24 protein-coding genes are annotated in these 26,418 nt (G+C 71.4%); 9 read left to right on the top strand and 15 right to left on the bottom strand.

Annotated elements, in window-relative coordinates; genetic code table 11:
- Positions 1-82 precede the first annotated feature (82 nt).
- Both AB0C75_RS30560 and AB0C75_RS30555 read left to right on the top strand, forming a co-directional pair.
- The gene (locus tag AB0C75_RS30560) at positions 83-1,912 is read left to right on the top strand and encodes a prolyl oligopeptidase family serine peptidase (RefSeq protein WP_362894985.1); all 1,830 of its coding nucleotides are present in this window, start codon (positions 83-85) and stop codon (positions 1,910-1,912) included.
- Between the two features lie 62 nt (positions 1,913-1,974).
- On the top strand, positions 1,975-2,763 hold the full coding sequence (locus AB0C75_RS30555) for an SURF1 family protein (RefSeq protein ID WP_362894984.1): 789 nt from the start codon (positions 1,975-1,977) through the stop codon (positions 2,761-2,763).
- Between the two features lie 19 nt (positions 2,764-2,782).
- On the opposite strand, the gene AB0C75_RS30550 is transcribed toward AB0C75_RS30555, so the two are convergent.
- From AB0C75_RS30550 to AB0C75_RS30520, 7 genes are all read right to left on the bottom strand, one after another.
- Positions 2,783-4,003 (bottom strand): hypothetical protein, encoded by a 1,221-nt coding sequence (locus AB0C75_RS30550; protein WP_362894983.1) that lies wholly within the window; start codon positions 4,001-4,003, stop codon positions 2,783-2,785.
- Positions 4,000-4,575, bottom strand: a complete 576-nt coding sequence (locus AB0C75_RS30545) for a SigE family RNA polymerase sigma factor (RefSeq protein WP_362895024.1) — start codon at positions 4,573-4,575, stop codon at positions 4,000-4,002. Before AB0C75_RS30545 ends, AB0C75_RS30550 begins: the two co-directional genes overlap by 4 nt.
- 336 nt (positions 4,576-4,911) lie before the next feature.
- Entirely contained in the window at positions 4,912-5,976 is a 1,065-nt protein-coding gene (locus tag AB0C75_RS30540) for an aspartate-semialdehyde dehydrogenase (RefSeq protein WP_362894982.1), read from the bottom strand.
- A complete protein-coding gene (locus AB0C75_RS30535; protein ID WP_362894981.1) occupies positions 5,973-7,247 on the bottom strand; it encodes an aspartate kinase in 1,275 nt (424 codons plus the stop codon). The genes AB0C75_RS30540 and AB0C75_RS30535 overlap by 4 nt, the downstream gene beginning before the upstream one ends.
- A 240-nt stretch (positions 7,248-7,487) precedes the next feature.
- Positions 7,488-8,147, bottom strand: a complete 660-nt coding sequence (locus AB0C75_RS30530; RefSeq protein ID WP_362894980.1) for a DUF5063 domain-containing protein — start codon at positions 8,145-8,147, stop codon at positions 7,488-7,490.
- Between the two features lie 83 nt (positions 8,148-8,230).
- A complete protein-coding gene (gene recR / locus AB0C75_RS30525) occupies positions 8,231-8,830 on the bottom strand; it encodes a recombination mediator RecR (protein ID WP_099173476.1) in 600 nt (199 codons plus the stop codon).
- Between the two features lie 61 nt (positions 8,831-8,891).
- Entirely contained in the window at positions 8,892-9,239 is a 348-nt protein-coding gene (locus AB0C75_RS30520; RefSeq protein ID WP_362895023.1) for a YbaB/EbfC family nucleoid-associated protein, read from the bottom strand.
- A gap of 360 nt (positions 9,240-9,599) precedes the next feature.
- Here AB0C75_RS30520 and AB0C75_RS30515 point away from each other — a divergent pair, with 360 nt between their 5' ends.
- Entirely contained in the window at positions 9,600-10,385 is a 786-nt protein-coding gene (locus tag AB0C75_RS30515) for an SLATT domain-containing protein (protein WP_362894979.1), read from the top strand.
- A gap of 26 nt (positions 10,386-10,411) precedes the next feature.
- Here the strand turns inward: AB0C75_RS30515 and AB0C75_RS30510 are convergent, their stop codons facing one another.
- The 3 genes from AB0C75_RS30510 to AB0C75_RS30500 all read right to left on the bottom strand — a co-directional run bounded on the left by AB0C75_RS30510 (position 10,412) and on the right by AB0C75_RS30500 (position 13,370).
- Positions 10,412-11,062 carry a hypothetical protein gene (locus AB0C75_RS30510; RefSeq protein WP_362894978.1) on the bottom strand — a complete coding sequence of 217 codons (651 nt, stop codon included), beginning with the start codon at positions 11,060-11,062 and terminating at the stop codon, positions 10,412-10,414.
- 130 nt (positions 11,063-11,192) lie between these two features.
- Complete coding sequence (locus AB0C75_RS30505; protein WP_362894977.1) at positions 11,193-11,906, bottom strand: GntR family transcriptional regulator; 714 nt, start codon at positions 11,904-11,906, stop codon at positions 11,193-11,195.
- A gap of 90 nt (positions 11,907-11,996) precedes the next feature.
- Positions 11,997-13,370: an aspartate aminotransferase family protein gene (locus tag AB0C75_RS30500; protein ID WP_362894976.1), complete on the bottom strand. Its 1,374-nt coding sequence runs from the start codon at positions 13,368-13,370 to the stop codon at positions 11,997-11,999.
- 206 nt (positions 13,371-13,576) lie between these two features.
- Here AB0C75_RS30500 and AB0C75_RS30495 point away from each other — a divergent pair, with 206 nt between their 5' ends.
- Positions 13,577-15,319, top strand: coding sequence for a serine/threonine-protein kinase (locus tag AB0C75_RS30495; protein ID WP_362894975.1), 1,743 nt, complete (start codon positions 13,577-13,579; stop codon positions 15,317-15,319).
- Positions 15,320-15,341: 22 nt separating this feature from the next.
- On the opposite strand, the gene AB0C75_RS30490 is transcribed toward AB0C75_RS30495, so the two are convergent.
- Positions 15,342-16,793 (bottom strand): helix-turn-helix domain-containing protein, encoded by a 1,452-nt coding sequence (locus tag AB0C75_RS30490; RefSeq protein WP_362895022.1) that lies wholly within the window; start codon positions 16,791-16,793, stop codon positions 15,342-15,344.
- A gap of 381 nt (positions 16,794-17,174) precedes the next feature.
- Between AB0C75_RS30490 and dnaN the strand changes: the two genes are divergently transcribed.
- Positions 17,175-18,293 (top strand): DNA polymerase III subunit beta, encoded by a 1,119-nt coding sequence (gene dnaN, locus AB0C75_RS30485; RefSeq protein ID WP_362894974.1) that lies wholly within the window; start codon positions 17,175-17,177, stop codon positions 18,291-18,293.
- A gap of 34 nt (positions 18,294-18,327) precedes the next feature.
- Here dnaN and AB0C75_RS30480 read toward each other — a convergent pair whose 3' ends face one another.
- Positions 18,328-18,822 carry a hypothetical protein gene (locus tag AB0C75_RS30480; RefSeq protein WP_362894973.1) on the bottom strand — a complete coding sequence of 165 codons (495 nt, stop codon included), beginning with the start codon at positions 18,820-18,822 and terminating at the stop codon, positions 18,328-18,330.
- Positions 18,823-18,954: 132 nt separating this feature from the next.
- Positions 18,955-19,848: a glycoside hydrolase family 19 protein gene (locus AB0C75_RS30475; RefSeq protein ID WP_362894972.1), complete on the bottom strand. Its 894-nt coding sequence runs from the start codon at positions 19,846-19,848 to the stop codon at positions 18,955-18,957.
- A gap of 296 nt (positions 19,849-20,144) precedes the next feature.
- Here AB0C75_RS30475 and AB0C75_RS30470 point away from each other — a divergent pair, with 296 nt between their 5' ends.
- Positions 20,145-21,677, top strand: a complete 1,533-nt coding sequence (locus AB0C75_RS30470; protein WP_362894971.1) for a substrate-binding domain-containing protein — start codon at positions 20,145-20,147, stop codon at positions 21,675-21,677.
- Positions 21,678-21,756: 79 nt separating this feature from the next.
- Positions 21,757-22,305 carry a hypothetical protein gene (locus AB0C75_RS30465; protein WP_362894970.1) on the top strand — a complete coding sequence of 183 codons (549 nt, stop codon included), beginning with the start codon at positions 21,757-21,759 and terminating at the stop codon, positions 22,303-22,305.
- An 84-nt stretch (positions 22,306-22,389) separates the two neighbouring features.
- On the opposite strand, the gene AB0C75_RS30460 is transcribed toward AB0C75_RS30465, so the two are convergent.
- Complete coding sequence (locus AB0C75_RS30460) at positions 22,390-23,673, bottom strand: adenylosuccinate synthase (protein WP_362894969.1); 1,284 nt, start codon at positions 23,671-23,673, stop codon at positions 22,390-22,392.
- 186 nt (positions 23,674-23,859) lie between these two features.
- Between AB0C75_RS30460 and AB0C75_RS30455 the strand changes: the two genes are divergently transcribed.
- Together AB0C75_RS30455 and AB0C75_RS30450 are read left to right on the top strand one after the other, a co-directional pair.
- Positions 23,860-24,702 (top strand): diacylglycerol kinase, encoded by an 843-nt coding sequence (locus tag AB0C75_RS30455; protein WP_362894968.1) that lies wholly within the window; start codon positions 23,860-23,862, stop codon positions 24,700-24,702.
- A 131-nt stretch (positions 24,703-24,833) separates the two neighbouring features.
- The gene (locus AB0C75_RS30450; RefSeq protein ID WP_362894967.1) at positions 24,834-25,229 is read left to right on the top strand and encodes a hypothetical protein; all 396 of its coding nucleotides are present in this window, start codon (positions 24,834-24,836) and stop codon (positions 25,227-25,229) included.
- Here AB0C75_RS30450 and AB0C75_RS30445 read toward each other — a convergent pair.
- Complete coding sequence (locus AB0C75_RS30445; protein WP_362894966.1) at positions 25,212-26,417, bottom strand: cytochrome P450; 1,206 nt, start codon at positions 26,415-26,417, stop codon at positions 25,212-25,214. The two genes, AB0C75_RS30450 and AB0C75_RS30445, sit on opposite strands and share 18 nt — an antisense overlap.
- Position 26,418 lies beyond the last annotated feature (1 nt).

Raw genomic sequence — 26,418 nt, 5'->3', positions numbered from 1 at the left:
AGTTACCCACAGGCTGGGGGTGTGGGCGAACAGTTATCCACAGGCCGCCCGGCATCGTGGTCCCATCGGGTTGGATGGGGTCATGAGCGACACACAGAACGACGCGTCCGTACCGGAGCGGGAGCAGGAGCCGCCGCAGTGGGAGCAGCGGTTCCGCGCCGCGCGGGTGTCCCTGCCCGACTGGGCCGAGGACGCTCCCGACCGCGCGCTCTTCGTCTCCAACGCCACCGGCACCTACGAGCTGTACGCATGGGACCGGGCGACCGGGAAGCAGCGCCAGGTCACGGACCGGCCCAACGGGACGACCGACGGTGTGCTGACACCGGACGGGCTGGCCGTCTGGTGGTTCGCCGACACCGACGGCGACGAGTTCGGGGTGTGGATGCGGCAGCCGTTCGAGGGCGGCGCGGACGAGCCGGCCATGCCCGGTCTGGAAGCCTCCTACCCGGCCGGGCTCGCGATCGGCCGTGACGGCACAGCGGTGGCCGGCCGCTCGACGGACGAGGACGGCACCACGGTTCACCTGGTGCGCGCCGGGGCGGAGCCGGTCGAGATCTACCGGCACCGGGAGTCGGCCGGGGTCGGTGACCTCTCCCACGACGGGACGCTGATCGCCCTGGAGCACACGGAGCACGGCGACGCGATGCACTCCGCGCTGCGGGTGGTGCGCCCCGACGGTTCGACGGTCGCGGAGCTGGACGACACCGAGGGCGGCACGAAGGAGCTGGGCCTCTCGGTGCTGGGCTTCGCGCCGGTGGCGGGTGACACCCGGCTGCTGATCGGTCACCAGCGGCGCGGCCGGTGGGAGCCGCTGATCTGGGACCCGGTGGCGGGCACCCAGACGGACCTGCCGGTCGATCTGCCGGGTGACGTGGGCGCCGAGTGGTATCCGGACGGATCAGCACTGCTGATCGAACACAGCTTCGAGGCCCGCAGCGAGCTCTGGCGGTACGAGCCGGGAGCCGCGGGGCCCGTCCGGGTCGAGACCCCGCCGGGGACGGTGTCGGGCGCCACGGCCCGCCCGGACGGCACGGTGGAGTATCTGTGGTCGTCGGCCGCGCAGCCGCCCGCCGTGCGGTCCACGCAGGGCTCCGTCGTCCTCGACCCGCCGGGTGCGAAGGCTCCGGCCTCGGTGCCGGTGCGGGACGCCTGGGTGGACGGCCCCGGCGGCCGTATCCACGCCCTGGTGCAGACTCCGGCCACCGGTGAGGGACCGTTCCCCACGGTCTTCGAGATTCACGGCGGGCCCACCTGGCACGACAGCGACGCCTTCGCGTCGGGCCCGGCGGCCTGGGTGGACCACGGCTTCGCCGTCGTCCGGGTCAACTACCGCGGCTCGACGGGATACGGCCGCGCCTGGACCGACGCGCTCAAGCACCGGGTCGGGCTGATCGAGCTCGAGGATGTGGCGGCCGTCCGGGACTGGGCGGTGAAGTCGGGGCTCGCGGACCCGGAGCGGCTGGTGCTGGCAGGCGGCTCGTGGGGCGGCTATCTGACCCTGCTCGGCCTCGGTACGCAGCCGGATGCATGGGCCCTGGGGCTGGCGGCGGTGCCGGTCGCCGACTACGTCACCGCCTATCACGACGAGATGGAAGCGCTGAAGGCGATGGACCGCACCCTGCTGGGCGGGACCCCTGAGGAGGTGCCCGAGCGCTTCGAGGCCTCGTCCCCGCTGACCTACGTCGACGCCGTGCGCGCCCCGGTCTACATCTCGGCCGGGGTCAACGATCCGCGCTGCCCGATCCGTCAGGTGGAGAACTACGTGGACCGGCTCGCGGCCCGTGACGCGGTCCACGAGGTGTACCGCTACGACGCGGGGCACGGCTCGCTCGTCGTGGAGGAGCGGATCAAGCAGGTGCGGCTGGAGCTGGACTTCGCCCTGCGCCATCTCGGGCGGGGGCCGGCGTCATAAGGATCGGATAAATGGTGCACCCCGCTCCGGGTGCCCGGGGCGGGGAACCGTACCGTGGAGGGGTGTACCGGTTCCTGCTGACCCCACGATGGTGGGGGATCAACCTCTTCGTCGTGCTGGCCATCCCGTTCTGCGTGTTCATGGGCACCTGGCAGCTCGGCCGATTCGAGGACCGTCTGCAGACGCACGAGCAGGCCGAGGATCGCCCCGATCCGGGCACCCGTTCCCCCGCGCCGCTCGACGAGCTGCTCCCCGTCAGCACGAAGACGTCCGGCCGCCCGGCGGTGACGAAGGGGACGTACGCCGATCAGTTCCTGGTCCCCGGCCGCACCCTGGACGACCGTGACGGCTTCTACGTGCTGGATCTGCTGCGCACCGACAGCGGCAAGGCACTGCCCGTCGTGCGGGGTTGGCTGGCCGGCAGCCCGGGCAGCACCGACGTCCCGGCGGCGCCGTCCGGCGAGGTCACCGTCACCGGCGATCTGCAGGCCTCCGAGAACAGCGGCACCACCGGCGTCGACCTCAGTGGCGGGCTCCCCGACGGCCAGCTCGGCATGATCAGCGCGGCGTCCCTCGTGAATCTCGTCCCGTACGACGTCTACGACGCCTGGGTGACCCTGCCGGGACCTGAGGCGGGCGGCCCCGGCTCGGGCGCCGGTGGTCTGAAGCCGGTGCCCGCTGCGGCGGCGCAGGGCAGCGGGCTCGACCTGAAGGCCTTCCAGAACCTCGGCTACACCTGCGAGTGGTTCGTCTTCGGCGGCTTCGTGCTCTTCATGTGGTTCCGGCTGGTGCGCCGCGAGGCGGAGGTCGCACGCGACCTCCGGCTGGGGCTCGCGGCCGACGCCGACTGACGGGGCCCGGCGTCCGGGGCTACGAGGCGTCCAGCAGCCCTGTGCGGTAGATCGTGCCCGCGCACGCGTTGCTGATCTTGGCCTCGGCGGTCGGCGCACCCGTCTCCGGAGTGTGGGTGACCGCGATGCTGCCGTCCTCGGGCCCCTCGTCGGCACTGCCCGACTGCGCCGCCGTATCGGACACCGCCCCGTCGCCCCCGGTGGCGCCCTCGCTGCCGCCTCCGCCGCTCGTGGGCGTCGGGCCGGGTGCTTCGCCGTTGGTCGGGCAGGTGTCCGACGGCACCCACGCGAAGCGCACCTCGTACGCCATCGCCGGCTTCAGGAACACGGACTCCGGCTCCCGAGAAGGATCGGGCAGCCCGCCCGCCGGGTCGCCGGCCGCGTGCCGCACCACGGTGATCTTCAGCGGGTCGGCGGCGCCCGCGGCCTCGAAGCCGACGGTGCCCTTGCTGGTCACCGAGCAGGCGTCGTCGGACACGTTGGCGATCCTGAAGGACCCGTACACCGTGCCGTTCGAGCGGGCCGTGCCCGCGTCGGCGGAGGCGACGCCGAGCTGGTCGGGGTCGCAGACGTCCAGCGAGGCCATATCGGGCCCCGCGGAGTCGTCCGTACCGTCGTCCCCGCTGTTCCCGGCATCCGGGTCCGACCCCGGCGACGGTGTCGCCGAGCTGCCGGTGTCGCCCGACGCCCCCTCGCTCCGGTGGCTCTCGGGGTCCGCCGTCCTGCCTTCGACCTCGTCGGCGCCCGTGTCCTCGCCGCTGCCGCCCTGAGCCTGCTCGCTATGGCCGGCGATGGCGGGGCCGGCGGTGGGCGAGCCGTCCGAATGCGTCACATGGACGAAGGCGGGAACCGCCGTACCGATCAGCAGCACCGCTGCCGCGGCGCCCACGACACCCTGCCGCCGCCGGGCCCTCCTGACCGGCACCGCGCGGTGCAGACGCTCCAGGGTGCCGTCGGAGGGCTCCAGGCCCTGGACGGCGCCTTGCAGCATGCGGCGCAGCGCGAGCTCGTCCATGCCGCCCTCATCGCCGGAAGCGGCCCCTGGGGCAGCCTCCGCGCCCTGCGCCGCACCATCCGCCGGGTCCCGTTCCGGGACATTCCTGATCTCAGCGGCACCCGGGATCTCAGGGATGCCAGGGGTCTCAGGGGTCTCAGGGGTGTTCGGCGTGTCCTCCGGCCCGTGGTTCACAATTCCGTTTCCAGTCCGGTCCTCGTCGTGCCTGTGCTCGGGCCCGCTCATGCCTGCGCCTCCATCACGACGCGCAGTGCCGCAATGCCCCTGGAGCCGTACGCCTTCACCGAACCGAGCGATATCCCCAGCGTCTCCGCGACCTGGGCCTCGGTCATGTCCGAGAAGTAGCGCAGCACCAGCACCTCACGCTGGCGGCGCTGCAGCCCCTTCATCGCCTTGATCAGCGCGTCCCGCTCCAGCAGGTCGTACGCCCCCTCCTCCGCACTCGCCATGTCGGGCATCGGCTTGGAGAGAAGCTTCAGCCCGAGGATGCGCCGACGCAGCGCGGAGCGGGAGAGGTTGACGACGGTCTGCCGGAGGTAGGCCAGGGTCTTCTCCGGGTCCCGGACGCGGTTCCGCGCCGAGTGCACCCGGATGAACGCCTCCTGCACCACGTCCTCGCAGGACGCGGTGTCGTCCAGCAGGAGCGCCGCGAGGCCCAGCAGTGAGCGGTAGTGGGCGCGATAGGTCTCGGTGAGATGGTCGACCGTCGTTCCCGCCGCCACCGTCTCCTCAGCGCCCTCGCGCTGCGACGGCAGCCGGGTGGATCGCGCAGCGGGCATGGGCGCGATCACCGGCATACCGCCGACCGCGCGGGGCCGCAGGAACGGGCCCACCACTGTGATATCGAGAACCTCTGCCACGCCAGTTGGACACGCTGCCCCCCGTCAGGGTTGTACGCGTACGGCACCACGTTCGATGCTGTGCGACACGCCCTCATTCGTACCTGCTCTTCCCCAAATGCCCCGATAACGCATCCCGCCGTGCAAGAAGTTGACGACAGAGACGCGTCGCATCCGCCCAGCGGTTGCGGAGAGCCAGGAGATCATCGTCGGGCACGCCAACGCCCCAGCTCAAGAGGTTCAGACCAGCAACTTCCTCACAGGGCGCACACAGATCCTACAAAACAGGTTCGATCAGGTGCGAGGAAATTCGCCGGCCACCGACTCGGCGATCTGGGCCACGTTGAGAGCGGCGCCTTTTCGGAGGTTGTCGCCGCAGAGGAACATGTCGACGGCGTGGGGATCGTCCATCGACTGCCGCACCCGGCCCACCCAGGTCGGGTCGGTGCCCACGACATCGGAAGGCGTAGGGAAGTCACCGGCCGCCGGGCTGTCGAAGAGCACCACTCCGGGCGCGGTCGCCAGCACCTCGTGCGCCCGGGCCACGGACACCTCGTTCTCGAAGCGGGCGTGCACGGACATGGAGTGGGTCGCGACGACGGGCACGTACACACAGGTCGCCGTCACCTTCAGATCCGGCAGACCCAGGACCTTGCGGCACTCCTCGCGGATCGCCATCTCCTCGGACGACCAGCCGTCCCCGGCGTCGGTCCCGGCCCACGGCACCACGTTCAACGCCACCGGAGCGGCGAAGGGGCTCTTGTCCCCGTCCCCCAGTGCCCGTCGCACATCCCCGGGCCGTGTGCCCAGCTCCGTGCCCGCCACCAGGGCGAGCTGCTCACGGAGCGCGGCGACGCCGTCCCGGCCCGCACCGCTCACCGCCTGGTAGGACGAGACGATCAGCTCCCGCAGCCCGAATTCGGCGTGCAGCGCACCGACCGCGACGATCAGCGACAGCGTCGTGCAGTTGGGGGACGCGACGATGCCACGCGGTCTCAGCCGCGCGGCATGGGGATTGATCTCCGGGACGACCAGAGGCACGTCGTCCTCCAGCCGGAAGGCCGCCGAGTCGTCCACGACCACGGCACCCGAGGCGGCGGCGACCGGCGCCCACCGCGCGGACACCTCGTCCGGCACCAGGAACAGGGCGACGTCCACGCCGTCGAACACGTCCTCGCCGAGCGGGAGCACCTCGGCCTCCTCGCCACGTACGACCAGCTCGGCGCCGGCCGCACGCGGGGAGGCGATCAGTCTGACCTCGCCCCAGACGTCCTCGTGCTGCGAGAGGATCTGGAGCATGACGCCGCCGATCGCCCCGGTCGCACCGACGACCGCGAGCGAAGGGCGGCGCCCTGTCATCGGCCGGTGCCCCCGTAGACGACGGCCTCGTCCTCGGAGTCGCTGTCGAGTCCGAAGGCGGTGTGCACGGCGCGCACGGCCTCGTTGACGTCGTCGGCACGGGTGACCACCGAGATACGGATCTCGGACGTCGAGATCAGCTCGATGTTCACGCCGACGTTCGACAGCGCCTCGAAGAAGCCCGCGGTCACTCCGGGATTGGTCTTCATGCCCGCGCCGACGAGGGAGATCTTGGCGATCTGGTCGTCGTAGCGCAGGGACTCGAACCCTATGCCGGCGCGGCCGCGCTCCAGGGCGTCGATGGCCTTGCGGCCCTCCGCCTTGGGCAGGGTGAACGTGATGTCCGTCAGGCCGGTCGAGGCGGCCGAGACGTTCTGGACGACCATGTCCATGTTGACCTCGGCGTCCGCGATGGCGCGGAAGATCGCGGCGGCCTCGCCCGGCTTGTCGGGAACACCGACGACCGTGACCTTGGCCTCGGAGACGTCGTGGGCGACTCCGGAGATGATGGCGTGCTCCACCTGCTGGTCCCCTTGCGGCTCGTTGCTGACCCAGGTGCCGCGCAGTCCCGAGAAGGACGAGCGGACATGGATCGGGATGTTGTAACGGCGTGCGTACTCGACGCAGCGGTGCAGCAGCACCTTGGAGCCGGACGCCGCCAGCTCCAGCATGTCCTCGAAGGAGATCCAGTCGATCTTCCGGGCCTTCTTCACGACCCGGGGGTCGGCGGTGAAGACACCGTCCACATCGGTGTAGATCTCACAGACCTCTGCGTCCAGCGCGGCGGCCAGCGCGACAGCGGTCGTGTCCGAACCACCGCGACCGAGGGTCGTGATGTTCTTGCCCTCCTGGCTCACGCCCTGGAACCCGGCGACGATGGCGATGTTGCCCTCGTCGATCGAGGTCCGGATGCGGCCGGGCGTGACATCGATGATGCGCGCTTTGTTGTGGACCGAGTCGGTGATGACACCGGCCTGGCTGCCCGTGAACGACTGGGCCTCGTGGCCCAGGTTTTTGATCGCCATCGCCAGCAGGGCCATGGAGATCCGCTCTCCTGCGGTCAGCAGCATGTCGAACTCACGCCCGGCAGGCATCGGGGATACCTGCTCGGCGAGATCGATCAACTCGTCCGTCGTGTCGCCCATCGCGGACACCACGACAACCACCTGGTTGCCGTTCTTCTTGGCGTCGACGATTCGCTTGGCAACACGCTTGATGCCTTCGGCATCGGCTACGGAGGAGCCTCCGTACTTCTGCACGACAAGGCCCACGTGCGCTCCTCGCTCAATAATGGTGCGGTCGGCTCAGTTTAACGAGCAGTCCGGAATCAACCTGTCGGTACCGGATCGTGAGATGTCCCGCTCACCAACCGGAACGACATGCGCTCCGAACTGCTCGTACCGGGCTGTTGCCCGCTTCCCAGGCCCGCACGCCTCTTTGTGGCCCAGGACACAGCAGACGAAGCAGGTCACACCGGCCGCACGGGCCCCGTCACACCGGCCGCACGGGCCCTACAGCACCGAGCGCAGGCCCAGCGGCCCCGCGATCTCCTCGGCCATCACCCGTCCGGCTTCCTCGGCCAGGGTCCCGTCCCCGGGGTCCTGGTCGGTGTCCAGGCCGTCGAGCTCCTGGAGCGGCTGGTTCAGCCGGATGTGCGCGATCAGCGACTGGAGCGCGCGCAGGGCCGCGGACGCGGTGGAGCCCCAGTTGGAGAAGTACGAGAACTGCCACCACCACATGGCCTCCGCCGTGCGGTCCGCCTCGTAGTGCGCGAGGCCGTGGCCGAGGTCCGTGACCAGGTCGGCCAGGTCGTCGGAGATCCGGTGGGGCACGGGCGCCTTACGGGGCTCGTAGGGGTCGAAGACCTCGGAGTAGACGTCGATGGGCTCCAGGAGCTCCGCGAAGCGCTCACGCAGCCCGTCGGCGTCCGGCTCGGCGCCCAGGTCCGGCTCGTAGCGTTCGTCCGGAAGGATGTCCTCGTACGCGCCGAGTCTTCCCCCGGCCAGCAGGAGCTGGGAGACCTGGAGGAGCAGGACCGGGACGGCCTCTTCGGGCTCCTCGGCCTTGGACACCTCGGTGACCGCGACGATGAACGTCTTGATCTGGTCCGCGATCTGGACGGCGAAGTCGTCCGGATCCTGCGTGACGGAGTTCAGCGTTGCTTCAGACATCGAAGGGACCTCCCGTGGGCACGGTCACGAACGGTGGGTAGAACATAGCGCCGCCGCGCGGAGAGCCGCAGTCCGATGCCGGGTCACACATCGAGCAGCCGCCTCCCCTCGAAGGCGCGGCCGAGGGTGACCTCGTCCGCGTACTCCAGGTCGCCGCCCACGGGCAGCCCGCTGGCCAGCCGTGTGACCCGCAGGCCCATCGGCTTGACCATCCGGGCGAGGTACGTCGCGGTCGCCTCGCCCTCCAGATTGGGGTCGGTCGCCAGGATCAGCTCCGTGATGGACCCGTCCGCGAGACGGGCCAGCAGCTCCCTGATGCGCAGATCGTCGGGGCCGACACCCTCGATCGGGCTGATCGCGCCGCCCAGCACGTGGTACCGGCCACGGAACTCACGGGTCCGCTCGATCGCCACGACGTCCTTGGGCTCCTCGACCACGCAGATGACCGAGCGGTCACGGCGCGCGTCCCGGCAGATGCCGCACTGCTCCTGCTGGGCGACGTTGCCGCAGATCTCGCAGAAGCGGACCTTGTCCTTGACCTCGAGGAGGGCATGGGCGAGACGGCGTACGTCGGTGGGCTCGGCCTGCAGGATGTGGAAGGCGATCCGCTGCGCGCTCTTGGGACCGACGCCCGGCAGCCTGCCCAGCTCGTCGATCAGCTCCTGAACCACGCCTTCGTACAACGGAACGCCTCTCCTTTTTCCTGCTCGTACCGTATCCGGTGTGCCCGGACAGCCACAGGGGTCAGAACGGGAGCCCCGGCAGACCGCCGCCGCCGCCGCCCAGGCCCTGGGCCAGCGGGCCCAGCTTCTCCTGCTGGAGCTGCTGCGCGTTCTGGTTCGCCGCCTGGACCGCGGCGACCACCAGATCGGCGAGCGTCTCGGTGTCCTCCGGGTCCACCGCGCCCGGGTCGATCACCAGGGCGCGGAGCTCGCCGGACCCGGTCACGGTGGCCTTCACGAGGCCACCGCCCGCCTGTCCCTCGACCTCGGTACCGGCCAGCTCCTCCTGGGCCACGGCAAGATCCTGTTGCATCTGCTGGGCCTGCTGGAGCAGCTGCTGCATGTTGGGCTGGCCACCACCGGGAATCACGGTCACTCCTGGCATTTCGACGACAGATTGTTTCGGTACGCCGAGCCTACGTGTTCGCCGGACGCCGCGCCCCACCCGCCGGGGACCAACTCTTTCGGGTGAGTTCTGGAAAGCGCCTGCCGTGCTCCTATACCTGACCAGAGGCCGTGTCCACCCAGGAATCCCGCGATTTCGACCCCGCGGCCCACCATTCGGCGGTAGGAAGAGGGTGCGTATCCGTACCCATACGCAGAGCGAGGGTAACGCAGAGTTACGCGGTGGGGGCCCTGGTCATATGCCGGGATCCGCCCCTTCCGTGACCGAGAGCCGTGCCGATCCCCGTCGATACGCGCCGTACGCAGAGTGCAGAGGAGTGCCCCGGTGAGTCAGCCGGAGATGCAGCCCGAAGGGCCGCCCCGCAAGGAGTCCGGCGCGGCATCCGGTGCAGACACCGGAACCGAACGGTCCGGTTCACGCTACGGTTCGAGCCCACGGGACCTGACCGGACGCGCCTTCCCCCTCGGTGACTGGGGTGAACCCGCCGAGCGGCTCGACGAGCTCTACCGGTGGGTCGAGGCCGGTGCCATGGAGACCGCCGACTGGTATCTGCGTGACCGGGTCCGCAAGCGGCGCACGGCCAGGCTGCTCCGGCTCGGCACGGCGGCGGGGGTGGTCGCGGGCGCGGCCCTTCCGCTGCTCGACCTGACCGGGACGCTGCACGGGTCGTCCGGCCTGGGCTATCTGTCGCTGCTGCTGGGCGCCGCGTGCATGGCCTGCGACCGGTACTTCGGACTCACCTCGGGCTGGATAAGGAACCTCGCGACGGCACAGGCCGTGCAGCGGCGTCTGCAGACGCTCCAGTTCGACTGGTCATCCGAGTCCGTCCGCGAGGTGCTCGGGCCGACGGAGGGCACCGCCAGCGAGGCCGCGGAGCGGTGCCTCGGGGTGCTCCGGCGGTTCTCCGAGGACATCACCGAGCTCGTCCGCATGGAGACAGCGGACTGGATGGTCGAGTTCCGGGCGGGGCCCGCGCCCATGGGGATGCAGTCGCTGGTGTCGGGCGGGCCGGGTGGCCGCGCCGAGCCGGGGGCGGCGCCCGGCCGGCTCACCCTGCCGGTGGCCCGGCCGAACATGCCGCGCCAGCGGCCGCCGGAGCCGCCCCGCTGAGGCCGGAGCGGCATGGCCGGCGGCGGTCAGCTGAAGATGATCATCGAGCCCTGCGCGAGGCTGCGGGTGGCCGCCGCGTGCAGGCCCAGCCAGACGTGCCGCTCCCTGGCGAAGGGATTCTCGTCGTACGGAACCGGATCGGCCGGCTCCTCCAGCGTGGTGGGGCCGGCGGGCGGTGCGGGGGCGGCCGGCGGGTTGGCCGGGTCGATACCGATGGACGGCGCGACGAACTCCAGCTCGCGCAGCAGACCGTGGGAGGAGCCCAGCGGGCCGCCGCCCTCCAGGAGCTGGTCCTCGGAGAGCGGACGGGGGAAGTCCACCGGGACGTACGATCCGGCGTGGTCGTAGTGCCAGACCAGGTGCGACTCCTGCGCGCTCTGCTCGAACATCTCCAGCAACTGCTCGTAGTCCCCGCCCAGTTCGTCGACGGGTGTGACGGCGAGGCCGCTCAGCTGGAGCAGATAGGCGCGGCGCAGGAAGTGCAGTGCGTCGTAGTCGAAGCCGGCGACCGGGGCGACGTCCCCGGTGAGCCCTGGCATGTAGGCGTAGACGGGCACGGGCGGCAGCCCCGCCTCGGTCAACGCCTTGTCGTAGACGGCGATCTCTTCGGCGAACGGGTTGTCGGGGCTGTGGCACAGCACATCGACGAGGGGGACCAGCCACAGGTCACAGGCCACGAAGTCTCGCTCTCCAACGGGTTCGTGCGATGGTCGGGCCAGCGTAATGCGGCCATGGACCCCACGCACAGGGTGCGGCCCGCCCAGGACCTTCGCACGCTCGGCGGCGGGCCGGCAGAAGCTCCGGCTCTCAGGCGTGGCCAGGGTGCGGCGGGTCGTCGGCGGCCAGTCGGTCCGCCCAGTTCAGCCCGTGCGCGTGGTAGGCCTCCAGGACCATGCGCACGGCGGGCCCGTCGGCGGCCGTGATCGCCTCCACCAGCTCCTGGTGGCCGTTCCACAGCCAGTCGCGTACGTCGCCGTCCCCGCGCAGATACGGGACGGCGAAGGCCCAGGCCTGCATCCGCAGCCGCTGGAGGAAGTCGTTGATGTGGGCGTTGCTGATGACGGCGCCGAGCTCCCGCCAGAACCGCAGGTCGTAGCCGATGAGGATGTCGAGGTCACCGCCGCGCGCCGCCCGTGCGGCCTCCTCGCCCCGGCGGCGCACGGAGACGAGGGCGGCCCGGTGGGCGCCGATCACGGCGGGCGCCGAACCGCTTCCGTCGAAGATCCGCCGGTACACCCCGTCTATGACCAGGGCGCGCGCCTCCACCATCGACCGGTAGTCGGCGACGCTGAATTCACGGACGTGGAAGCCGCGGTGCTGGTCGGATTCGAGCAGTCCCTGCGCGGAGAGGTCGAAGAGCGCTTCCCTGACGGGCGTCGCGGACACCCCGTACTGCTCGGCGATCTGCTTGACGGTGAACTCCACCCGTGGCCGCAGACGCCCCGCGAGCACCTCGTCACGCAGAGCGTCGGCGATCTGCTGCCGCAGCGTACTGCGGGTCACGCCTCCGCCCGCACCCATGACGCCCCTCCCCTTTCTCGGTTCGGGTCACCTTAGACCGACCGGCACAGGGGGCCGTGCGGCAGGGAAGGGCGTCGGGTCCTGTGCCCTCTACACGGTGTGCTCGTCGGCGACCGAGAGGGCCGTGTCCAGGGCGGCCAGCCCCTCCTTGGCCTCGGCCTCGGTGATGTTGCAGGCGGGGACCACGTGGGTGCGGTTCATGTTGATGAAGGGCCACAGGCCGTTCTTCTTGCAGGCCGCCCCGAACGCCGCCATCGGAGCGTTCGCCTCACCGGTCGCGTTGTACGGGACCAGGGGCTCGCGGGTCTCCCTGTCACGGACCAGCTCCAGCGCCCAGAACGCGCCGAGACCCCGCACCTCGCCGACGGACGGGTGGCGCTCGGCCAGCTCGCGCAGGCCGGGGCCGAGCACGTGCTCGCCGAGGTGCGCGGCCCGCTCGACGATCCGCTCCTCCTCCATGACGCCGATCGTGGCGACGGCGGCGGCGCAGGCCAGCGGGTGACCGGAGTAGGTGAGTCCGCCCGGGTAGGGGCGGGTCTCGAACGTGGCGGCGATCTCGGCGCTGATCGCGACGCCGCCGAGCGGCACATAGCCGGAGTTGACGCCCTTCGCGAACGTCATCAGGTCCGGCACCACACCGTCGTGGTCGGCGGCGAACCACTTGCCCGTGCGCCCGAAGCCGGCCATCACCTCGTCCAGCACGAACACGATGTCGTACCTGTCGCAGATCTCGCGGACGCCCGCGAGATAGCCGGGCGGCGGCGTCATGATGCCCGCCGTGCCGGGGATCGTCTCCAGGACGACGGCGGCGACCGTCGCCGGGCCCTCGTAGGCGAGCGTGTCCTCCAGGTGCTGGAGTGCGCGGGCGCACTCCTCGGCCTCCGTCCGCGCGTAGAACGGGGACCGGTAGAGGAACGGCGCCCAGAAGCGGACCACGCCCGCCGACCCGGTGTCGGACGCCCAGCGGCGCGGGTCGCCGGTGAGGTTGATCGCGGTGGAGGTGGCGCCGTGGTACGAGCGGTAGGCGGAGAGCACCTTCGTACGCCCGGTGTGGACGCGGGCCATGCGGACGGCGTTCTCGACGGCCTCGGCACCGCCGTTGGTGAAGAAGATCTTGTCCAGGTCGCCGGGGGTGCGCTCGGCGATGAGACGCGCCGCCTCCGAACGCGCCTCGACGGCGAAGGCCGGGGCGAATGTGGTGAGACGGCCGGCCTGCTCCTGGATCGCGGCGACGACGGTCGGGTGCTGGTAGCCGATGTTGGTGAAGACGAGACCGCTGGTGAAGTCCAGATAGCGGTTGCCGTCGTAGTCCCAGAAATACGCCCCGTCGGCGCCGGCGACGGCGAGCGGGTCGATCAGGCCCTGGGCGGACCAGGAGTGGAACACGTGCGCGCGGTCTGCGGCCTTCACGGCCGCGCCCGCTGCGGGGTCGGCGTACGGGGTGCGGGGGGCATCGGGGCTCATGCGGTGAGCGTATGCGGCGGACCGGCCCGTCCTCCATGGCCACTGTGTACGGCGTCGGCCTCCCCGCTCGGCAAGGTGTCGGGTCCTGGCGCCCGGAACCGGCGGGACCGCCACCTGAGTCCTCCAGGAGTGAGACCGGCGCACCCGGAAGGCGCCGCTATTCTCGACCCACGGTCCGCCATGGCCGTACGGGGAGGAAACGCACCATGGAGAAGCTGGGCACCGGCGATCCGCAACGCATCGGCACGTACCGGCTGCTGGGGCGTCTCGGCGCCGGCGGGATGGGCCAGGTGTTCCTGGCCCGCTCGGACCGGGGCCGCACCGTCGCCATCAAGCTGGTGCGCCCCGAGCTGGCCGAGCTCCAGCAGTTCCGCGACCGCTTCAGGGCCGAGGTGCAGGCCGCCCGGCGGGTCGGCGGGTCCTGGACCGCGCCGGTGCTCGACTCCGGCACGGACGCCGCAGTGCCGTGGGTGGCCACCGGTTACGTCGCCGGGCCCTCGCTCCACCGCATCGTCTCGGGCACCCCGGGCGTCCCGCCGGCCGGCTCAGGGGCGTACGGTCCGCTCCCCGGACGCTCGGTCCGCATCCTGGGCGCCGGGCTCGCGGAGGCTCTCCAGGACATCCACGGCGCGGGACTGATCCACCGCGATCTGAAACCGTCCAACGTCCTGATGACGATCGACGGTCCCCGGGTCATCGACTTCGGGATCGCCCGCGCCCTGGAGACGGTCGCCGACGGCGGCCTCACCCGCACCGGCGCGCTGATCGGCTCACCCGGTTTCATGGCGCCCGAGCAGGTGCGGGGCGAGCGGGTGACGACCGCGTGCGATGTGTTCTGCCTGGGCTCGGTGCTGGCGTACGCGGCGACCGGCCGGCTGCCGTTCGGCACGGAGGACAACGGGGCCCACGCGCTGATGTTCCGGATCGCGCAGGAGGAGCCCGATCTCACCGGCATACCCGCCGACCTGGTCGGGCTGATCCAGGACTGCCTGGCGAAGGACCCTGCCGCGCGGCCCTCCACGGATTCCCTCCTGGAGCGGCTGGGCGGAACGGACACGACGGAGCCCTGGCTTCCGGGAGCGCTGATCGCCCAGCTGGGCCGGCACGCGGTGGAGCTGCTGGATGCCGAGGACCCGGAGGAGGGCCCGGCCCCGGCTCCGGGTCAGGCCCCCGGCCCGGCCCCTGCTCCGGCCCCGGCAGGGCCTGAGGCGGGCGGCTCCGCGGACAGCCACCGGGCGCATCCGCCCACGCCGGCTCGCACGCCGGCCCCCGCGCCCGTCCCGCCCGCGCCGGTGCCGCGGGCGACCCCGGCCACGCCGCCGCCGTCCTACGGCTACCCCCACGGGCCCGCCCCCGCCTACGGATACGGGACCACTCCCCCGTACGGTCCGGGCGCCTTCGCTCCGCCATCGCCGCCGCCCGAGCGCCGTCGCGGTGCGGGCTCCACCGTGCTGCTGGTGGCCGTCGCGCTGGCCGTGGCGGCGGGTGCGGGCTGGGGGGTCTACTCCTTCATGCGCAGCGGGGGCGGCGAACCCACGACCCCGCCGACCGGCACGGTCTCCCCGTCCGGTGACGGCTCCTCGTCGGACGGCAGCGTCCCCTCCGGATTCCTGGGGACATGGTCGGGCGCCATCGACAGCGGCGGGGGTGAGTCCGCCCGCCGGCTCGTGGTGCGGCAGGGCGGGGTGGGGGACACCGTGCTGTCCCTGACCGCCGAGGGCCCCCTCGACGGCGGCGGCTCCTACCACTGTGTGTTCCAGGCCGAGCTGGACAGCAGGCCCTCCTCCGGCGGGCCCGTCCGTATCGGCCCCTCCCGGGTCACCAGGGGCGAGCCGAAGTCGTCGTGCACCCCTGGGGAGGCCACCGTGCTGACGCTCCTGCCCGACGGCACCCTGCGCCGCGAGATCACGTCCACCGGCCAGAGCCTGACGTACACGAAGACAGACTGAGCGGCGCTCCGGGGGGCAAAGGTCACCCCTTGAGGTCCACCGCCCGGAACGCGAGCCACAGGTCGTAGCGCGCGCTCGGAGTCTGGAGCAGCGACCTGCACAGCAGGGCTTCGAGCCGGGTCAGGCGCTTGCGGGCGCCGGGCACGGAGATGCCCAGTTCGGCGGCGGTCGGGCTCAGTTGGGCCTCGCGGCGCAGCCATGTCCGCAGGGTCTCCTGCGCGGCCGGCCCGGCCTGCTCGACGATCCGCAGCTGCTGTGCGGCCCAGTCCTGGACGCCGGGGTCGCGCAGGACCGTGTCGAGGCCGTCGGGCGCGGCCTCGCCCCCGGGGCCGGAGCGGTGCAGGGCCGGGGTGGCCCTGATCCGCAGGGCCAGATCGACGGCCGACTGGTCCGCCACCCGGTTGAGGTCCAGGCCGAGGAGTTCGCCGACGAACCTCAGCCGGGCGGCCAGGGTGTTGCGGTGGATCTTCAGATGCTGGGTGGCGTGGGAGGAGAACGACAGCCAGGACGCGACGGTCGCGGACAGCTCCTGGCTGCCCGGGTCCTGCGAGCGGCGCGGCACATGGGTGAGGAGGGGCGCGAGGAGCGCATCGGCCCAGCGCACCCCGGCCTCGCCGACGACCAGCGCGGGATCGAGGGCGGCGCCGAATCCGGCATGGCGCCCGGGAAGGCCGCGGGCGACGGCGAGGGCGTGGAAGGCCTGCTGGTAGGCGGTCGCCGTGTCGGGCAGCCGCACCTTCTCACTGACCCCCACGACGCAGTCGTCCACGAGTCCGGCGACGGCAGGACCGAGCGGGCGTCCGCTCTCCGCCTCCTCCGCTTCCGCCTCCTCGTCCGCCGGCGCTATCAGGATCAGATGGCGGGCGTAGACCGGGCAGCGCACGATCCAGGTCCGGCCGCCCGAGGCGTCCGCGCAGATCCGGGCCACCTCGTCCCGCTGCCCACCTGAGCACTCGACGACGCAGACGCGCACGGGGTCGGGGAGCTTCGGCCGCAGGGCGCCCGCCACCTGGTGTGCGATGGAGAGCTGACCCGTCATCAGCAGATGCAGCACGGCCTCCCGGCCCCTGGACTCCGCGAGGTCCACCCTCCGCCGCTTGCGTTCGACGCTCTCCGAGGCCCAGGAGAGCGCCAGTGGCATCACCGCGTCGGCCATCAGGGTACTCAGCCCGCCCGGCAGTGGCTTGGGGGCGACGAGGGCGAGGACCGGGCCATCGCCGGTCCGGTCGAGGGGAAGCAGCAGCGCGGCGCACGCGTCGGTGTCCAGCGAGTAGGAGCCGGCGCCGCGGGCCGTCAGCTCCCGTGCCGCCCGCCCGGCGAGCCCGGCCGCCTCGTGCCCCGGCCACCGGGCGTTGCCGGTCACGGCCTGGAGCACCGTGCCGTCCCCGTCCACGAGCCCCGCCCAGCCCTCCGCCCGCTGGGCGAGCCGGCGCAGCAGCTCCGGCGATCCGCCGGTCCGCGCCAGCCGGTACATCAGCAGTACGTCGTCGGCCCGTTCCCGCGCACGCACGTGTCCTCCGTTCCTCCCCGAGGTCCCTCCCCGAAACCGGAGTGCAGAGTACCGGCCCGGCTGTGCGGTTTGATACCCGTCGCGGGCCACACAGTGCGAATTGAATCTCCCCGGCCGCCGCTGCGCCCCCCTAAGGTCCCAAGGGTGTGTCCGGGACGTTCCGGAGGCGTCGGGGGACGCCAGGACGTCCGGGATCCGGGGGCCGAAGGACATCGGGGGATGTCCGGACGGCGCGACGGCAGCGACTCACGGGGGTGGTCGCTGTCGTCGGTCCGCGGCGACTGTCAGTGGTGCCGCCTAGCGTGTTTCTCGACCGTGCAGTACTCCGGACGAGAGGCCCCTGCCGTGGAATTCCGCATGGAGCGTGGCGCACTGGCCGATGCCGTCTCCCGGGCGGCCCGTGTGCTGCCCGCGCGCTCACCCGTTCCCGTACTCGGCGGGCTCCTCCTCGACGTGGACGACGGCCTGCTCCGGGTGTCGGGCCTCGACTTCGAGGCCTCCGCGCGCGTCGAGGCCGAGGCGCACACCGTCCGGCCGGGGAAGGTGCTGGTCATGGGGCGGCGGCTGCTCGACATCTGCAAGGTGCTGCCCGATGGCCCGGTGGAGTGCGCGGTGGAGGGCTCGCGTTTCACGGTCACCGCGGACGGCTCCCGGTTCGGGCTCTCGGTCCTGCCCCTCGACGACTACCCGGTGCTGCCGCCGCTGCCGGAGGTCCGCGGGGCGGTGGACGCGGGGGAGTTCGCATCGGCGGTCGCGCAGGTGGCGGTGGCCGCGGGGCGGGACGACACCCTGCCGACGCTCACCGGGATCCGCATCGGGCTCGACGGCTCCACGATGACGCTGGCGGCGACCGACCGGTACCGCTTCGCGGTGCGCACCCTGCCGTTCAAGGCGACGGCACGGGACGTGACGGCCGATGTCGTGGTGTCGGCCCGCCGGCTGGCCGAGACGGCTCGGTCGCTCGGCAGGTCCGGGCAGGTCGATGTCGCCGTGGACGGGGGTTCCGTCGGATTCGAGCACGCCGGGACCCGTACGACGGTGCGTCTGCTGGACGGCAGACTGCCGCGTCACGACAAGTTGTTCGCGTTGACGGACCCGGTGGTCGTGGTGATGGACCGGGCCCGGCTGGTGGAGGCCGTCAAGCGGGTCTCGGTGGTCGCGGACGGTGGCAGTCCTCTCCAGATGGCGTTCTCCGCGGGACCGGACGGCTCCGTGCTGTTGCAGGCGGGGTTCGAGGACGACGTGGCCGCGCAGCGGCTGCCTGCGGCCTCGGCGGGCGACGCGGAGCTGACGGTGGCCTTCAACCCCGCGTATCTGCTGGACGCCCTGTCCTCCTTCGAGGACACGACGGTCCTGATGAAGCTGATGGGTCCTGGGCAGCGTGCCATGATCACCGGCGGGGAGGACGGCGGGACCACCACGCACCAGCACCTGCTGATGTCCGTGAAACCGCCGCTGCTCTGACCGTCAGGACCCGGCTTGACCGTCAGGACCCGGCTCACCCCGGGAGCGTCGCGTTCTCCCCGACGGCGGCCAGCAGCCAGATGGGGAATTCCGGATCGGCCTGCCCCACCGCGAGGCCCAGCCAGCGCGTGCTCCCGGGCACCCGCCAGACCTGCATGCTCCCCGACAGGTTGCACAGCTGCCCCATCGGTTCGGGAGCGGCGCCCGCGCCCTCCTCGTCACGCTCCAGATACGGCCAGAGATCGACGGTCCCCGGCTCGCCCCACCGCGCGCTCAACGCGGTCGCCAGGACGCTGAATTCGGCTTCGATCTCCCGCTCGGCAGGGACGACGAGCTCGGGGGAGCGGTCCTCCCAGAAGTCCTGGCTCGCCCGCAGGATCAGCAGATGGTGCCCGGGACCGCTGCTGCGTACGCCGTTGTCCTCGCCCTCCTCCCCCGGTGGGAAGGGCAGGGCGAGGACGCTGTCGATCAGGGCGAGGCGGGCCTGGGTGGTGGTGGGCGGGGTGCCGGCGCTGTCGTCGGGGCTCATGGTCAGCGATCCTGTCAACCACCGGTCTCCGGACACGAATCGGGGGCGCGCCCCGGCCGGTGCCGGACACGAATCGGGGGCGCGCCCGGCCGGTGCCGGACACGCCCCCGTCTTCCCCGGGTGGGGGCGGGTTCAGCAGCTCAGGTTGTCGCCGGGCGTGGTGCCGAGGATCTCGGCGAACGCCTGGTAGGTGTCGATACGGCTCTGGACCTGGCCGGGGTTGCCCCCGTTGCACTCGATGCTGCCGTTGATCGAGCGGATCGTCTCACCGAAGCCGGCGCCGTTGACGATGGCGTCGTGGGGCGTCATGGTGCCGGGGCCGGTCTGGGTGTTCCAGTACCAGAGGCCGGTCTTCCAGGCCACGGACGCGTCCTGCTCCACCTTCCACGGGTCGCCGAGCAGGTCGATGCCGAGCGCGTCACCGGCGGCCTTGTAGTTGAAGTTCCAGCTGAGCTGCATCGTGCCGCGGCCGTAGTAGGCGTCCGTTCCGGCCGGGCAGCCGTAGGGCTGGTTGCCGTCGCAGTAGTTCGGGTAGTTCGAGGTGTCCTGCTCCACGATGTGGACGAGGCCACCGGTCTCATGGCTGACGTTGGCGAGGAACGCCGCCGCCTCCTGCTTCTTGACGGTGTCGCTGCCGGTGTTGGCGAAGGCGGGGTAGGCGCTCAGCGCGTCGGTGAGACCGCTGTAGGTGTAGAACGAATTCCGGCCCGGGAACATCTGGTCGAACTGGGCCTCGCTCACGAGGAAGCCCGAGGGGGCGGGCTCACCCGGTTCCGTACCGCCGCCGGTTCCGCAGCTGCCCTGGTCGGCCCAGACGTCGGAGGTGCCGGGCTGCTCGTTCTGGGTCCACCACTGTGCGGACCAGTTGTGCCCGTCGTACGAGGCCGATCCGCCGCCCACGTAGACGGAGGAGGAGCTCCAGGCCGGGGCGCAGTCGGCGGCCGCTGCCGTGGAGGCGGGGAGAAAGACGAACGTCGCGATGACCGCGCCCAGCGCGGCGATCAGGCTCATGACACGTTTGGCCACGTGATCTCTCCTTCGGCGCGGCGCCCGCGCGGAGCGGGCGCCGCCATGGGGGGTTGTGGCCACTCAAGCGTCGATGGTCTGGACCTGTCAAGGTCTAGACCAGAACTCCCCCCTTTCGTGGTACCCCCCGCCTCTACCCCGAACTCCCTTCCACGACGGGCTTGTTGAACACAAGACGAACTTCACCGGAAGGAATCCGGCGGTTCCCCCGCCCCACGCTCCCCCGCCGTACGGTGACGCCGTCCGGCACACGGCACGCAGCCATCCGGCCGCACCCACGAGGGAGCGCGAGGACCATGGAGTGGTTCAGCCCCGAGAACGTCATCGCCGTCCTCACCGCGGTCCTCGGCGTCCTGACCTCGGCGGGAGTGCTCTGGTACGAACGCCGCGTCCCACGCCGCAAGCGCATCGGCTACCGCGTGCAGATGGACACCCCCATCGGCAGCGAGGTGAGCCAGGGGCGGGCCAATGTGCGGCTCGGGCTCTTCAACGAGACCCCCGACATGGCCGACGCCACCCTCGTCCTGCTGCGCATCGAGAACGACGGCTCGCAGTCGATCGGCGACGAGGACTACACGGGGCGCGGTGAACTCAACGGACTGACGGCGGAGTTCACCGGGCGGACCGTCCGCGGGATAGCCGTGACCCATTCGCCGGACGCCGACCACCTGATGGATCACTTCACCCCGGCGGCCGGGATGCGGCACCACGGCTCCCTCATCCGGCTGCCGCGCGTCCCGCTCAACCGCAACGAGCACTTCAAGCTCCTGGTCCTGCTCACCGGCTCGCACGTGGGCGGCCCGATCAAGGTCACCGGAGGCATCAGGGACGGTGTCGTGGCGCGGAACAAGGCCGCCCGCCCCGACGAGAAGCCCCCGCTCTTCGGTCCCGCGGCCAGGAGCATCACGGTGGCCCTCACCGCCTGCGTCGTCGCGCTCGCCGGGATCATCGTCGTACGGGACGACTCCCCGCCCCCGATGGACTGCGCCAAGGGCACCCTCACGGTCACCGGATCCACCGCGTTCAAACCGGTCCTGGAGGAGCTGAAGCGGACGTACGAGGACGAGTGCGAAGGCGCCGAGATCCTGCTGGACATCCATGGCAGCAACGCAGGCGTGCGGAAGCTCGACGCCCTGGGGGCCAAGACCGGATCGTCCGGTTCCCCTTCCATGATCGCCCTGTCCGACGGCCCCAGGCCCGCCGCGCTCACCAAGCTGCACGAGAAGCGGGTCGCGATCTCGCTGTTCTCCCTCGTCGTCAACGACACGGTGCCGGTGAAGGACCTCTCCCTGGACCGGATCAGACGCATCTACCGGGGCGACATCCGCAACTGGAACGAGATCGACGGCGGCCCCGACCTGGAGATCAGACTCGTCAGCCGGGACGCCAACTCCGGGACCCGCGAGGTCTTCCAGCGCCGCGTCCTGGACGGCAACGAGCCCGCCACGTCCTCGCGCGACTGCACCACCAAGGACTACGCCCAGGCCCCGGTCCTGCGCTGCGAACTCGACGGCACCGACCAGGTCCTGGCCGAGGTCGCCAGGCTGGACGGCGCGATCGGGTACACCGAGCTGCGGAACGGCGACGTGCCCGAAGGAGCGCACCGTACGGCCATCGACTCCACCACCCCGTCCGTCGACACGATCGGCACCAGCAGCTACCCGTACCGGGAGATCGAGTACGCGTACACCTACGGATCACCGCCCGCCGACTCCCTGGTGTCCGGCTTCCTCACCTATCTGGACAACTACGGCGAGGAGATCATGCGGACCAACGGCCATCTGCCCTGCGCGACCCCGAAGGGGATGCGGCTCTGTGGAGAGGGCTGAGCCAATACCCCGGTAGGGGGCGTGGACAGCACCCCGGTATCTGGCGGTGCGCCCGGCGCGACTCCTAGCATCCGCGCCCATGACCACCTCACGGCCGTCTCCTTCCCTGACCGCGACCGCCCTCCGCATCACCCGTGGTGCCGGAGCCGCGGTCGCCCTGCTGCCCCGCGGCCTGGCCGCGTTCGCCGTGGCCTGCGCGGGCAACGGCGGATCCGCGCGCTCCCTGCTGCGGGTGGAGGCAGGCCCGGCCGCACCGCGCCCTGGAGCGGTTCGGGTGGCCGGGCAGGCCGTGGCGACCGTGCTGCTGGGCGCGCTCTGTCTGGTCCTGGCCGTCGTGGTCCTGCTGGCCGTGGCCCGCGGGCTGTTCTACGGGCTGGTGGACCAGGGCCCCTACGACCATTCCTGGGGCGGCCCGGGCAAGGCGGGTGCCTGGCTCGCGCACTTCGCCGTCGCCACCCCCTGCGTCTTCGCCGGGGTCGCCGCGCTGTACGGCATCGCCCGGATGCAGGAGCGGCTGACGGCGCCGCTGCGCGGGGAACGCAGGCCGGGCTGGGTGCTGCCGGCGGTGTTCGTCTTCGCCGCGGCCGGGGCACTGTTCGTGGTCGCGTTCCTCCGCCAGCTTCCCTGACGACCGGCGTCACTGACGACGGCGGCGGCCGGACCTTCCGCGGGGAAGGACCGGCCGCCGCCGTCGTGAAACCTGGAGTGACTCCTACAGGAAGGAGTTGATCTCGATGGTCTCGGTGCGGCCGGGGCCGACACCGATCGCGGAGATCGGGGCGCCTGACATCTCCTCCAGCGCCTTCACGTACGCCTGCGCGTTCTTCGGCAGGTCGGAGAAGGTCTTGGCCTTCGTGATGTCCTCGGACCAGCCGGGCAGCATCTCGTAGATCGGCTTGGCGTGATGGAAGTCGGTCTGGTTGTACGGGAGTTCCTCGACGCGCTTGCCGTCGATCTCGTACGCCACGCACACCGGGATCTGCTCCCAGCCGGTCAGCACGTCCAGCTTGGTGAGGAAGAAGTCGGTGAGGCCGTTGACCCGGGTCGCGTACCGCGCGATCGGGGCGTCGAACCAGCCGCAGCGGCGGTCACGGCCGGTGGTGACACCACGCTCGCCGCCGATCCGGCGCAGCGCCTCGCCGTCCTCGTCGAGAAGTTCGGTCGGGAAGGGTCCGGCACCGACCCGGGTGGTGTAGGCCTTGAGGATGCCGATGACCCGGCTGATCTTCGTCGGGCCCACGCCGGCTCCGGTGCAGGCGCCGCCCGCGGTCGGGTTCGACGAGGTGACGAAGGGGTACGTGCCGTGGTCGACGTCCAGCAGAGTGCCCTGACCGCCCTCGAAGAGGACGACCTTGCCCGCGTCGATGGCGTTGTTCAGGACCAGCGTCGTGTCGGCGACGTACGGCTTGATCTGCTCCGCGTACTGGAGCATCTCCTCGACGATCTTCCCGGACTCGATCGCGCGCCGGTTGAAGACCTTGGCCAGGAGCTGGTTCTTCTGCTCCAGCGCCGCTTCGACCTTCTGCTCCAGGATCGACTCGTCGTAGAGGTCCTGGACGCGGATGCCCACCCGGTTGATCTTGTCGGCGTAGGTCGGGCCGATACCGCGCCCGGTCGTGCCGATCTTGCGCTTCCCGAGGAAGCGTTCCGTCACCTTGTCGACGGTGACGTTGTACGGAGTGATCAAATGGGCGTTGCCGCTGATCAGGAGCTTGGACGTGTCAACGCCTCGCTCGTTGAGACCGCTCACCTCGGAGAGCAGGACCGCCGGGTCGACGACGACACCGTTACCGATGACCGGGGTACACCCCGGCGACAGGATTCCGGAGGGGAGGAGATGCAGTGCGTACTTCTGGTCGCCCACGACGACCGTGTGGCCGGCGTTGTTGCCGCCCTGGTAACGCACCACATAATCAACGGATCCACCGAGGAGGTCGGTGGCCTTCCCCTTGCCCTCGTCACCCCACTGAGCACCGAGCAGCACAAGTGCGGGCACAGGCGTACACCCCTTCCGGGCGGGGCATGTCCAAGGTCAGGGGGCGTACGTAAAGGTCGTACCTGCCGTACGACGATGTACGGCAAAGCCTGAGCCGTCGAACCGGGTGCCCCGGAATAGACGAAGCCCCTGGCGCAATAGCGCAAGGGGCTCTTGCACCAAGATGCTACCCGAGGAAGGACCGAGGTGTCGGCTGCAGAGCCCCCCGGCGACGGCGACCACCAGCTACTCGTGCTCATCGACCCCCTTGCCCGCCGCTACGACGGCGAGTCCGTGCGCATCGCGAAGGATGTGCTGGGCGCCGGCGCGCACACCAAGATCTGCCTCGCGGACGGCCCCGACGAGTTCGCCAGGGCCCTGCACCGGCGCGGCTCCAGGCGTCCGGTGGTCGTCGGTGACGACCACGCGCTGCTGCGCGCCGTGTCCCAGCTGCACCGGGAGCGGGAGCTGGCCGACAGCGCGCTCTCGCTGATCCCGGTCGGCGCGGCGCACACGCTGGAACTCAGCTACGCCCTCGGCGTGCCACGGGGCGCGGTCGCGGCCGCCCGCACCGTGCTCGACGGGACCGAGCGCCGGCTGGATCTGCTCGTCGACGACAGCGACGGGGTCGTCCTCGGCGAGCTGCGCATCCCGGCGGCCTGGCCCTCGCCCGGCCCGCCCCACACGGTGTGGGACACCTGCCGCACCCTGGTGGCCTCGCTGGTCCGCCCGGCCCCCGCCCCGTCTTCGTCCTCGGGTCCCTCCCGCGTCCACCGGCTGAGGGTCGAGGCGGACGGGGTCCTGCTGAACGACCTGGACCGGCCGGTCGAGGGCGTCTCGGTGACCGCCCAGGGCGACGGTGGGCTGGCCGACGTGGTGATCCGCACGGCCGCAGGCGAAACGCACACGACCGAGGCCAAGGCGGTCACGGTCTCAGGGCCTGACTTCCGCTACCGCGCGGACATACAGATCGCGGGCCCTGTCAGGACCCGCACCTGGGCCGTACGGGCGGGCGCCTGGGGTCTTGTGCTGCCGGCGGCGGGCGCCTGAGACCCGCGGCCCCCGAACGGGACCGTTCCGGGACCTGGCGACGGGAACCCGGCACGGACCGGAAGCGGGCACGGACCCGGAAGCGGGCACGGATCCGGAACCGGCCGTGGCCGGGAAACGTCCTGCTGCTCATGGACCAGAAGGACACTCAGCAGACGTTGGCGATGACCGCGTGGATACCGGCCGCCTCCTCGGCGGCCGTCGCCCTGGCCGTATGGGGGTCCTCCCGGCGCACCCGCGTCCACATGGGCGGGGGCTTCGAGGGGCAGGGCCAGGACGAGTCCGTCCTGTGGACGGAACTCCCCCTCGTCCTTCTCGGCGCCGGCCTGCTCCCGATGGCCGTCTGGCTCCTGACCTTCCGAGCCCTCCGAACCCTCCGTACGAACGTGGCCCGAGGAAATGTGGTCATGATCGCCGCCGTGGCCGCGCTGGCCGTCACCGTCCTGTACGCGTGGGGGCTGTACACCTGGACGGACCAGCTCGACCCCGAACACGTACGGTCCCTCGGCTCACACCTCCACCTGTAGCTCCCGCAGCCCGCGGATCACGTAACCCGGCTTCCACGCCGGCTCCGCCGTCAGCCGCATCCCGGGCGCCCTGCGCAGCAGCTCTCCGAACGAGGCGGCGAGTTCGAGGCGGGCCAGCGGAGCGCCCAGGCAGTAGTGGATGCCCGCGCCGAACGAGATGTGCGGGTTGTCCTGCCGGGACAGGTCCAGCGTCTCCGCCTCGGCGAAGCGCTCCGGGTCCCGGTTGGCCGACGCGAAGAGCAGGGCCACCTGCGAACCACGCGGGATGACGGTGCCGTCGATCTCGATGTCGTCCAGGACCCAGCGCGCGAACATGGGCACCGGGGTGTCGTAGCGCAGCAGTTCCTCCACCGCGGTCGGCAGCAGACGGTGGTCGGCGCGCAGCAGGGCCAGCTGCTCGGGGTGGCGGAAGAGCATCCACCAGCCGTTGACGGTGGCGTTGACCGTCGCCTCGTGACCGGCGTTGAGCAGCAGCACACAGGTGGAGATGATCTCCTGCTCGGTCAGCCGGTCCTCGTCGTCATGGGCCGCGATGAGCCCGGAGACCAGATCCGTCCCAGGATCCGCGCGCCGTGCGGCGATCAGTTCGCGCAGATAGCCGGAGAACTCGACCGACGCCCGCACGGCGGCCCGCGCGGTCTCCTCCGGCGGGTTCAGCTCGAACATCCCGCAGATCGCCGCCGACCACGGCCTCAGCAGCCCCCGGTCGGCCTCCGGGACACCGAGCATCTCGGCGATGACGGCCACCGGCAGCGGCTCGGCGACCGCGCTCAGCAGATCGCCGCCGCCCGCCTCGACGAAGTCGCCGACGAGCCCGGCGGCCAGCCGCTCCACGGTCGGCGCGAGTGCCTCGACCCTGCGGGGTGTGAACGCCTTGGCGACCAGCCGTCTGATCCGGGTGTGGTCGGGGGCCTCCAGATCGAGGATCCCGTGCCCGTTGAGCGTGTGGAACGGCTCGTGGGCGTCGGGCGGCGCGGTGACACCGAACTCGTCGTGGCCGAAGCGGTGCAGATAGGTGCGCCCGAGCCGCCGGTCACGCAGCAGCCCGGACACATCGGAGTAGTGCGGGACGAGCCACTGCCGGGTCGGCTCGAACCAGTGCACCCGGCCGGTCGCGCGCAGCGCGGCGTAGGCGGGGTACGGGTCGGCGACGAACGCGGGTGACCAGGGGTCGAAGGACACGTGCATG

Source organism: Streptomyces sp. NPDC048565 (assembly GCF_040650935.1).
Classification (GTDB): Bacteria; Actinomycetota; Actinomycetes; order Streptomycetales; family Streptomycetaceae; genus Streptomyces.
The sequence above is the reverse complement of the archived record's forward strand: the minus strand, read 5'-3'. Positions and strand labels throughout refer to the sequence as shown.